We start from the raw sequence: 11185 nt of genomic DNA on the forward strand, positions 1-11185 counted from the left end.
CTGAATTATTGGCCCACTTTTTTGTAGTTTACAAGGCCCGGAAAGTGCGTAATAGATTCGTCAACCGGTAGCTATTTAATATTTAATAATCTTTGGTTTAGCACTCTATGCCCAGTCAAAACGGCTCGAATTATCAAAAAAACAGAGATAACTCCCCTGCTCCACACGACGGCGGACGTGTACCGCCACAGGCAGTAGAAATAGAGGAAGCTGTTTTGGGCGCTATGCTAATTGAACATGAAGCTGCAACAATTGCACTTCAGCTCCTAAGTTCAGAAGATTTTTACAAACCGGCTCACAAACACATTTTCGAAACCCTGTTTGATCTCTATGAAAGAGATAATCCTCTGGATCTGATTACAGTAGAAAATGAACTGCGCGACAAAGGACTTTTAGATACGGTTGGCGGTACAGGATATCTAGCAGATTTAACCCGTTCTGTTAGTTCTGCAGCCAGTGTCGACTATCACGCTCAGATAATCGCTGAAAAAGCAGTTAAGCGAAATCTGATTTTAAACTGTAATGAAATTATTAAAGCAGCTTACGATTCTACAACGGATGCTTTTGACGTGCTTGACCATGCCGAGCAAAGTATTTTTGATATAGCAAATACAAAAAGCCGGGCTAATGCTACGAAGATCGGAGATGTACTGAAAGATACTCTTGCTCACCTCGAAGATCTGAGGGGTAAACCTGCCGGGGTCACCGGCGTTCCCACAGGTTTGGATGTAGACAACTATACATCCGGTTGGCAAAATGGGGACCTCGTCATTATAGCTGCCCGGCCATCGATGGGTAAAACTGCTTTCACACTGACTTGTGCCCGCAATGCAGCACTTCACGCAGACGAAAACCTGCAAGCCAATGTTGCTCTTTTTAGTCTTGAGATGTCTGCTCAACAGCTAGTACAGCGGTTTCTTACAATGGAAGCCAGAATCGATGCACAGGCAGCCCGGACAGGTCGGCTGAAAGATGAAGATTTTAAGCGACTTATTGATGCAGCGAGCCGGTTATTTACAGCCAACATTTTTATTGATGACACTCCCAGTCTGAGTGTGATGGAGATGCGTACTAAGTGCCGCCGACTGAAAAGTGAGCACGACATTGGGCTGATTGTTGTGGATTACCTTCAGCTCATGACTGCAAGTTCAAAGGATATCGGAAACCGTGAACAGGAAATTGCAACCATCTCCCGGGGATTAAAAGCGTTGGCTAAGGAGTTAGATGTACCTGTTATCGCATTGTCTCAGCTGAGTCGTCAGGTTGAACAGCGTGGCGGGGATAAGCGACCTCAATTGAGTGACCTTCGTGAATCCGGTTCTATTGAGCAGGATGCCGATGTGGTTTGCTTCCTCTATCGTCCGGAGTATTACGGTATTACCACAACTGCCGAAGGCGAATCCACGAATGGATTGGCTGAATTGATTATTGGAAAACAGCGTAATGGTCCGGTAGGTTCAACCCGAATGTACTTTGTGAAAGAGTATGCACGCTTTGAGAAACTCACGCGGGTTGAAAATAGCCCTTTTGGTGAAGAAGATAATTCAGGACAGCTCCCTCCTCCCGATTCAAGTGGAGATAGTGGCGGCGGTGCTCCACCTCCTCCATTTACTCCCGGCGGTGACGATCAGGCTCCATTTTAGAGCAAAAGGTAGTCATCCGTCAAGTTTAAAATCTTATACTCTTTTTCTTACGTAAGCGTAATCGACACACGATTGTAAACAATTCATATGAGTACTGTTGCAGAAGTCAACTAGATAAGTCGTTTAAAAAGATGCAATACTCTCCTCTTTCTCAAGCTCATTGAATAGCGCATCGTACTTTCCAATCATCCGGCTCCAGTCCAGATGATTATTGATATTTTGAAGAGATGATTTTGGCAATGGCTGAGTCTCACCGGTTAAAAGATCTTTCAGATACTTAAAAAGCTCATCTTCCGACCCATAAAGCACTGAGGAGTGTAACAGCGGTTTATGCAAACTTTCAGGTATCAGTTCGGGATAGTGAAGCTGATTCGGTACAAGCGGATGACAACCACAGTAAATAGCTTCCATGATTGCCACACAGAAAAATTCATATGTTGCAGTTGAGACTACAATATCTCCTGAGTGAAGAAGCTGACTGTAACGAACCGGGTCATCTACATAACCAAAGTGGGTAATTTGATCGCCAAATCTTTTCCACGCCCGTTCAAACTCTTCCGGTTTTCTATGTTTGGTATCTCCAGCGAGAATCAGATCGAACTCAAGATCTATATCATTCAGCCGATTCAATACTTTAAAGAACATGGCCGGATTCCGATCAAACTGCCATCTTTGATTCCAGACAATGACCGGGCGTTCGTTTTGATCTCTAGTATCCGGGTGCTGATCAAAAAACTTAAGATCCAGCCCGGGATACATCACCATGCTTTTATCTTTTATCTTCTGAATTGTGTTATAGGTTTTATCGTCCGGAAAGTTGTTTAAAAATTCAGGTAATGCTTCCAGCAAATCATTCATATGGAAGTTGGAAGAAAAAAGTAACTTATCCGCCGAAAGCATGCTGAGATAGTTTATATGGCAGTAGGTAAGATCACGTTCCTCACCTTCCGGCATTGGCTGTGTAAGCTGATTCTCATGCATCACCATAATTTTTGGCACATGAGCGAATCGTGGATTTGTCAGTGCTAAAAAAGCCGGCAGATTGGTCATACTGCTAACCAATAGAAGGTCAATATCTTCTTCGATGTGGCTCGCCATTTCGGCCAATTTCACAGAGTCGCCGTGCATTCGCCATTTCCACCCTTTATAATTGAGTTTAATGGGGATAATATTATGACGTGAATGTCTTTGTAGCCCCTCAAGAAAAGCCTTATGAGATCCGCTGAAAAATGGTTCAATAGCTAATATATTCAATGACTCAACCTCTTAACTTTCTGATCTGTTTCGTGTAATGAAGTTGAGAATATATAAAGAAAATGAGGGAAATATAGAGAAGGAAGGGAAAGTAATCCTGTCCGGTCTATTCTGGCACCGGACAGGATTATGAATTTACTTATTTCACAAACAGCATTTCACGATAAATTGGCAGTGGCCAATAGTCGTCTGCCGTATACCTTTCGAGGAAGTCTACGGAATCCCGAATCTTGCTCATGGCTGGAATGATCTTTTCCCGATACTCTTTGCAAAGCTCGGTTAAGTTCTCACTTTCTAGTCCATCCTGAACTTTCTTGAGTTCAATCATCGCCTTTCCAAGATCATTCAGTGCACCGTTTACGGTTTCCAACATCTCTTTAGAACCGAAATTATCCAATCCTAAATCCGCCGTTTCCTTCACAGCAGATGTCAGTTCATTGATATATCGAATAGCTGCCGGATAAACCATCGTTCGTGCAATGGCTTCTGTCGTATCCACTTCAATATTGAGATTGGTCACATACTGCTCTGACCAGATTTCGAGTCGTGAATGAACCTCGCGTGCACTCATCACATCATACTTCTCAAAAAGATCAATATTCTTCTTGTCGGTTAGATGCGGAAGAGCATCAGCTGTTGACTTCAAATTCAACAGACCGCGTTTTTCCGCTTCTTTTTGCCAATTTTCTGAATATCCGTCACCATTGAAAATAATGTCACGTGCTTCACTCATCGTTTCAACAAGCACTTCTTTCAATGAAGATTCCAGGTCTTTTTTCTCCATTTTCGCTTCCAGATTATCACACATGTTGTCAATCGCTTCAGCAACTATTGTGTTTAAAACAACAATTGGAAATGAAACGGATTGACTTGAACCCACAGCCCGGAATTCAAATTTATTACCTGTAAACGCAAAAGGAGAAGTACGATTACGATCGCCTGCGTGCTTAGGAATGGTAGGCAGAACCGGAGTTCCAAGGCCCATTAACCCTGATTTCATCGATTTTTTCAAACCGCCGTTTAAAAGCTGCTTGATAATGTCTTCGAGCTGATCCCCGATATAAGCTGAAATAATTGCAGGCGGAGCCTCATTTGCACCAAGGCGATGATCGTTACTTGCGCTGGCAATAGCTATTCTTAGCAGATCCTGATGTTTATATACGGCACTTAACACAGCCGAAAAGAAGAACAAAAACTGCATATTTTCGTGCGGACTCTCACCCGGCTCAAGCAGATTCATCCCTTCTGTCGTACTTAAAGACCAATTCAGATGCTTACCGCTACCATTGAGACCATCAAACGGTTTCTCGTGCAGCAGGCATTCAAAACCGTATTTTTTTGCAATCTTTTTAAGAATAATCATCATCAATTGCTGATGATCTGCCGCGATGTTGCAGTTCTCAAAAATCGGAGCTACTTCAAACTGACCGGGAGCTACTTCATTATGACGTGTTTTAACAGGAATTCCCAATCTGTAGAGTTCACGTTCAGCTTCAAGCATAAACGAAAGAACACGATCCGGAATAGATCCAAAATAGTGGTCATCTAACTCTTGTCCCCGCGGTGGCTTAGCTCCGACCAAAGTACGCCCTGAAGTCATCAAATCCGGCCGGCGATAGAAAAACTCCTGATCGATCAAAAAATACTCTTGTTCACAGCCAACTGTGGATGTTGCACGCTTTGTCTCTACGCCAAAAAGTCCCAGCGCTCGTTTGGTCTGCTTATCAAGTGTTTCAACTGACCTGAGAAGCGGGGTTTTATGATCCAGTGCCTCTCCCGTCCACGATGCAAACGCCGTTGGAATACAGAGATACTTACCATTCTGATTTTCAATTAAAAAGACCGGGGATGTGGGATCCCAGGCGGTGTACCCTCTCGCCTCAAAGGTAGCCCGTAAACCGCCGCTCGGAAAGCTGGATGCATCCGGTTCTCCCTGAATCAGATCCTTACCGGAAAACTCAGACACAGCTCCCCCGCCCTGATTCGGGGTAATAAAGCTATCATGTTTCTCAGCAGTTGCACCTGTAAGAGGCTGAAACCAGTGAGTAAAATGTGTAGCTCCCATTTCAGTTGCCCACTCTTTCATAGCTAACGCAGCGGCATCAGCAACTGAAAGATCCAATTGCTGTCCTTCCTCAATTGTTTTTTTCAAGTCAGTCCATACAATTTTTGGCAGTCGCTCTCTGAGGTCTTCGAGTGTGAGAGTATATTCGCCAAAAACTTCTTTGATGTGCATCTGCTTGAACTCTCCATTGGCCTGTGGTGACCAGTTTCGGGCTGCAGCAAGGGTGTCGTAACGACGAAGTGTCTGTGTCATTTTTTTGTGGTGAAATTTTGGTTCGGGTTTTTGAACAGCGGAAATATATCAGTGTTTCACTTCTTTTAAAATTTTTTCTTATTTAAATTCAAAATCATTATTTATTAAATTAAAAAACTGTTTTTATATTTTTTATTTAATTAAAAGCGCTTTCAGCTTCCCCTTATACAAAATTTATTTATCCTGAGAGTAAACTGCCTGAATTTTTTAAGCCGCACTGCGATTCACTATCTTTCACGTCGTAATTTTCTCTATTGCATAAACCTTTCGTTAAACACTTAATCATTCAAATCGCTTGAGCTCATCAAACTTTAAAGTATGGCTATCCGCTGCGCGCCCTCAAACACTTGCCGCAGCATTTGTACCCGTTTTAATTGGAGCATCCATTGCATATAAACAGGACTCCCTTCAGTGGGATGCAACGCTGGTTGCCATGTTCTGCGCTTTTGCCATCCAGATTGGTACAAACTTTGCAAACGACTATTTCGATTTTGTGAAAGGCTCCGATACGGAGGAACGAATCGGTTTTGAACGAGCCACGGCATCGGGGTTAATCTCTCCGCAAACCATGCTCCGGGCAACCATCATCACCATGTTCATCGCGTTCCTTGCCGGACTCTACCTTGTTTGGGTTGGAGGATGGATAATCCTTTGGATCGGCCTGCTCTCCCTGCTGTTCGGCATCATGTATACGGGCGGGCCTTTTCCACTCGGCTACAACGGCCTTGGTGATCTCTTTGTCTTTATGTTTTTTGGTTTCGTGGCTGTAATGGGTACCACATATATCAATACCCTGGAGTGGATGGAAACGGCTTTCTGGGCATCCGTGCCAGTGGGTGCACTTTGCGTAAATATTTTGGTGGTAAATAACCTGAGAGATGTAGAGCAGGATAAAGTTTCCGGTAAAAAAACTCTCGGTGTTCTATTTGGAGAGAAAGCACTTAAGATTGAATATCTCGCTATGATTGGCCTTGCCTACCTGACTCCGCTTTATCTCTATTACGCATTTGATAGCTCAATATTTATTATCCTGCCATTTCTCACACTGCCGTATGCCTGGAAACTAAACAATGTTATATGGGCACATGAAGACAAACGAGTTTTAAACGAAACATTGGAGAAAACCGCCAAATTAATGGTTTTCTTTGGCTTTCTGTTTTCTGCGGGGATAATACTATAATCTGATGTTAGAGCTCTACTCATATCGTCTGCCGTTTAAAAAACCTTTTCAAACCGGTTCCGCCAATTTTACACACAGAGTGGGTGTCTTAATTTACTTCTCTGATGGCTCATCGGAAATAATTTCAGAAGCTGCCCCGCTACCGGGGTTCTCAACTGAATCGCTTTTGGATGTAATTGAACTGCTCAAAGAATTAAAGAGTAAACTTAAAGAATTCTTTGTCAGTGAGTTTACAGTTACAGAGCTTAACAATTTCATCAAAAAAGACATACCCTATCCTTCTGTAGCATTTGCGATCTCATATATGGGATTACACCTGATCTCAAAAAGAAAACAGATAAGTATTGGAGAAATCTTCGAAAGTGATATTCAAAAAGAAGTGATTGCAAACGATGTTATTGCAATTGGTTCAACTGAAGACTCCGTTTCTCAATTTAAACGTAGTTTTAAAAAGGGTTTTCGAACATTTAAGATCAAAGCCGATCAAAATCCAAGAAAATCTATTGAGCTTTTAGAGGTAATCACAGATCAGTTTGATAGAAAATTTACAATCAGGATTGATGCAAACCGATCCTGGACTGAACATTCTTTTCTGCAATTTGCGGAACAACTCTCTTCTTTTCCTATTGAGTATATTGAAGAACCATTCTCCACTTCAGGTAAATCAAGCTCAAAAAAGATCATCCAAACATCCTCTGTTCCGATTGCTTTTGATGAATCCATTGAAGGCCCGGATGATTTAGCTAGAAAATTGGGACGTTTTAAAAATGAGTATTTTGTCATCAAACCTATGCGTATTGGATGTTTGTCTGATCTATTTGAAACAATTAGGTCCCACAGAACTCATTTTAATAGGGTTGTCGTAACAACCATGCTTGAATCTGCCATAGGGCGAGCAATGACATTAACCGTTGCATCTCTTATCGGAGATCCCTCTTTAGCTCACGGGTTGAATACAGGTTCACATTTAATGCATGACTTATACGTCAACAAAGATGAAAAGCCGGCACTAAAAGTTCCGGATTCCGGATTTATCGAATTTACATTTTCAGAAATAAATAATGAATTCCTTCAACAAATAGATTAGTCGTTTACATTGTCAGAAAAAAGTTCACATACAATTCCAACTTTTACGATTCCTGAAAGTAAACATCGTTTTTTATCCTCTGAAGATGGTGAATATTACTTTTACAATTTGTTTGGTTTTGCAAAGTGGTTGTCTGCAGAAATGAGTGGAATCAAGATTTCTGAAACCACCCCTCTTTTTATATGTCACAAATCAGATGATCGAGTTCTTTTTTTAATTGCAGCATGTTTTTTACTGAAAATCCCGTTCATTTCGGTTCATGAAGAGTTTTCTGAAAATGACGCTAATTCGTTAAAAAAGCAGCTCAATCCGGCTGCAGTTTTTTCAGATAGCGACACTAATTTTGATGCAATATTTGAAGCAGACAAAATTAGCATTACAAATCAACAATTGTGCCTGAAATCGGAATACATCGAAAATTCATTCAGCCTGTATGAACCGGATGATACAGCAGGCTTATTTCTGACATCCGGATCAACGGGAGTTCCCAAAATAGTACCCATCAAACGACGACAGGTTCTTTTTGCCTCACGTGCTTCCGCAGACAACTTTCAACCGGGCGTCAATAAATACTGGCTGCTATGCTTGCCCTTGAATCATGTAGGAGGAATCTCCATCATTTTGCGGTCTTTGCTTTACGGTTCGGCAATCTACAGAATAGACTCTTTTGAGGCTGATAAAGTGAGCCGTCTTCTGTCTGATCACCGAGACTTTGAAGTGGCCTCGATGGTTCCAACCATGCTGATCAATATGATGGACGATACCGGCTTTCAAACCCACTCAAATTTCAAGGCTATTTTATTGGGTGGCGGACCAATTTCACAAGAACTCATTGAATGGGCATCAACCCGAGGAATTCCCATTGTCACCAGCTACGGCATGACAGAAACTTTTGCCCAAATTGCTGCTAATCCAATACTGCAACCGCGAGGCATGTATTTTCCAAAAAATAGTGTGGGGACTTTATTTCAGCCAAACTCAATTGAGATCAGAGATGAAGATGGAAATATTCAGCACACAAGGGAGTCGGGACAAATATGGCTGAAGGGACCACAAATTTTTGACGGTTATCTTGATGAAGAATTAAATGAAATGGTATTTGACAATAACGGCTGGTTTAAGACCGGAGACTATGGATATCTGAACCATAGAAAACAGCTTTTTGTTGAAACACGACGTACAGATCTGATCATCACCGGCGGGGAAAATGTAAATCCCCCGGATGTAGAACAAATAATGGATACCTATCCGGGAATTGCTCGTTCTGCTGTTGTTGGAGTACACGATATAAAATGGGGACAACGCGTTGTAGCATTTTATGAAGAGAAGGACAATGTTGACATCCATGAACTCAGGAACTTCCTGAAGAAAAAGTTACTTGCGTTTCAAGTCCCTAAAGAATTTATCAAACTGAAAAAGATCCCGGTTACATCTCTTGGCAAAATTAAAAGAAAGGAACTAATACGCTTATATAAGGTCTAAAACACAGTTTTTAAAATGCCTTAATTAAAAAAGACTAACTCGGTAAAGCACCTTATAGTTGGGATCTTTAAGGAAGAAAATTTTCATCATGATTTATAAAAAAGCTTTAGGACTGTTTATTATCTCTTTGCTCCCGCTCATCGGAGCAGCTCAAAATCAGCAGAATGTTTCTATTAATGTATCAGCCACAGTAGCCGGCACCGTGGAAATGATCACCATCAATACCGTTGATTTTGAAAATATTGAGCGGGAAGGTTCAGTGGTGAGAGTTGACCCGATATTTGGTGAGAGAGCCGGTAAGATGATCGCTCGCGGTACACCTAACGCAGAGTTTCGAGTAGATTACATACGTGAACGGGAGCTGGTGAATCTGGATGGAGACGGTATCATCTTCTTTAACTACGAAGTTGCCGGAAATCGAATTGATGACCAGGAAACTTCAGAGCTTCTTGATCAGGATATTCGGGATCTTCAATTTAATGATGATGGCGAATACTATTTTTGGATTGGCGGATCGGTAGATTTGAGTGATATTAATCCAGGCAGTTACCAAGGTGAGTTTACTATTGAAATTGAATATATCTGAGACTGTTGAAAAATTTTTCACAACATATCATTGAACTATTGACCCTCACTTTTCTGATTGGGATATCAGCAGAAAGTGCGGTTAGTCAGGATATTCGATTTGGACAATATGGTGAGTATACGATTGAATTGGAAGATATTGGCTTGGAAGACCTGATCTTTGAAGGCCCTATTAACAGCAACAGTGGTATTTATGATGTTGAACTGATCGACTCCAAAGTATTGTCAATTATCGGAGTGAAGTATCTTGATGTGGATGTTGAAATCACAGCAGACGGAAAGCTCTACCTCGACGGTGATCCCAGTTACGATTCAGATCCTCAGCGTTCTATCCCTTTTACATTACAGGCAGCATATGCCAATGACGGTGAAAATAATGTTACTTCATCAAAACCGATAGCAATTGCCAACAACCCATCGCTGAATAGTGGCACAACCCGTTTTCCCATTCTCTCAAGAAGACAACAACCACCGGGACCACCACCTTCCCCGCCAACGGGTGATTTTGACCAATCTTTGGTAAATGAAACAGCTTACCTTTATTTCTACGGACAGATTGATGTAGGTAACGTTGTTGCCGGCCAGTACCGGGGAACCATTAACGTGACCGTAGAATATCGATAGAGATGGTAAAGAATAAACATATTCGGTCTATCTCAACCCACCTCATTGCCATTGGTTTTTTAGTATTGATTATAACCGGTACTTCAGTTGCACAATCTCTCAATGTTCAGTTAGATGTAGAGCCACAAGTAGAAACAACGGTAGAGAGAGACCTCGATTTTGGCCAGGTAATTGGAGGAATTGGAACACAATCCGTGATGCCCGGATCACCCGATATGGGCATTTTCAGAGTTCGTGCCCTTCGCACACAGCAACTGATTATACAGTTAGATGCTGATGAAGAACTGCAGCACGAAGATCCGGATGTTTTAGATTCAATTCCGATAAGTCTCAGTGCTTCCTACACAAATTTTGGAATGGAAGAGTTTGATTTAAGCACACCATTAAACAGTCTTGGGGAGAGTATCGTCCTGGAAACCTCAAGGACAAACCCTGGTTCTGAATGGAGTTCACTCTATATCTATATTTTTGGTGATGTTGATATCGGCACGATCAGGGATGGACTCTACACCGGTGAAGTTGTGTTGACCGTTATTTATGAATAGTTCCGATAAAAGTCACAATTAGGCCGTTCTAACGCTGTTAAGTAGAGGGTTAAAGCCCTTTAATTAAAGCTCTCTAACTTGGCGTGTGGAGTGCAACCTCTTATCTTGGACGTAGAAACAAAAAAGGAACACCATTTTTATTACTCCAACAAAAAATAAATATAAGACGATGAAAAAATTAAGCTCACTTATTATTGCTCTCTTTGTACTGGGACTCGGAACTGCTTTTGGGCAGTCTACTGCTGCATTAAATGCCACTGCAGATGTGTTTCAAGCAGCTGAGGTTTCAGAAGAATCACCTTTAAATTTTGGAATTGTCGAAACAGGTACCAACCCAACAATCGATTTTAATACTGTAGATTCAGGTGTTATGTTAATAACCGGATCTCTTGGCGAGGACATCTTTATTCAATACCCAGATCAAATTACTTTATCCGATGGTGCTGAAAATATTTATTTGGCAACAAC

Annotated in this window: 10 protein-coding genes; 8 read left to right on the forward strand and 2 right to left on the reverse strand. The window is 41.6% G+C overall.

From position 1 onward, the window contains the following. The first annotated feature begins 107 nt into the window (after nt 1-107). Entirely contained in the window at nt 108-1643 is a 1536-nt protein-coding gene (gene dnaB / locus BG260_RS12735) for a replicative DNA helicase (protein ID WP_083750312.1), read from the forward strand. Nucleotides 1644-1766: 123 nt separating this feature from the next. Here dnaB and BG260_RS12740 read toward each other — a convergent pair whose 3' ends face one another. Next, nucleotides 1767-2897, reverse strand: coding sequence for a tRNA-queuosine alpha-mannosyltransferase domain-containing protein (locus BG260_RS12740; RefSeq protein WP_069133304.1), 1131 nt, complete (start codon nt 2895-2897; stop codon nt 1767-1769). 139 nt (nt 2898-3036) lie between these two features. Next, entirely contained in the window at nt 3037-5214 is a 2178-nt protein-coding gene (locus BG260_RS12745; protein WP_069133306.1) for a glutamine synthetase III family protein, read from the reverse strand. A gap of 295 nt (nt 5215-5509) precedes the next feature. On the opposite strand from BG260_RS12745, the gene BG260_RS12750 reads away from it, so the two are divergent. The 7 genes from BG260_RS12750 to BG260_RS12780 form a co-directional block, all read left to right on the forward strand. Beyond that, complete coding sequence (locus tag BG260_RS12750) at nt 5510-6394, forward strand: 1,4-dihydroxy-2-naphthoate polyprenyltransferase (protein WP_069133308.1); 885 nt, start codon at nt 5510-5512, stop codon at nt 6392-6394. Between the two features lie 4 nt (nt 6395-6398). Further along, complete coding sequence (locus tag BG260_RS12755) at nt 6399-7481, forward strand: enolase C-terminal domain-like protein (RefSeq protein WP_069133310.1); 1083 nt, start codon at nt 6399-6401, stop codon at nt 7479-7481. Nucleotides 7482-7622: 141 nt separating this feature from the next. Next, a complete protein-coding gene (locus tag BG260_RS12760) occupies nt 7623-8963 on the forward strand; it encodes an AMP-binding protein (RefSeq protein WP_141691608.1) in 1341 nt (446 codons plus the stop codon). Nucleotides 8964-9051: 88 nt separating this feature from the next. After that, the gene (locus tag BG260_RS12765; protein ID WP_069133312.1) at nt 9052-9549 is read left to right on the forward strand and encodes a hypothetical protein; all 498 of its coding nucleotides are present in this window, start codon (nt 9052-9054) and stop codon (nt 9547-9549) included. Nucleotides 9550-9554: 5 nt separating this feature from the next. Then, nucleotides 9555-10172 (forward strand): hypothetical protein, encoded by a 618-nt coding sequence (locus BG260_RS12770; RefSeq protein WP_083750314.1) that lies wholly within the window; start codon nt 9555-9557, stop codon nt 10170-10172. 2 nt (nt 10173-10174) lie between these two features. Further along, a complete protein-coding gene (locus tag BG260_RS12775) occupies nt 10175-10717 on the forward strand; it encodes a hypothetical protein (RefSeq protein ID WP_069133316.1) in 543 nt (180 codons plus the stop codon). Between the two features lie 169 nt (nt 10718-10886). Next, a partial coding sequence (locus BG260_RS12780; RefSeq protein WP_141691609.1) for a hypothetical protein occupies nt 10887-11185 on the forward strand: 299 nt, incomplete at its 3' end.

Source organism: Rhodohalobacter halophilus (genome assembly GCF_001715195.1).
Classification (GTDB): Bacteria; Bacteroidota; Rhodothermia; order Balneolales; family Balneolaceae; genus Rhodohalobacter; species Rhodohalobacter halophilus.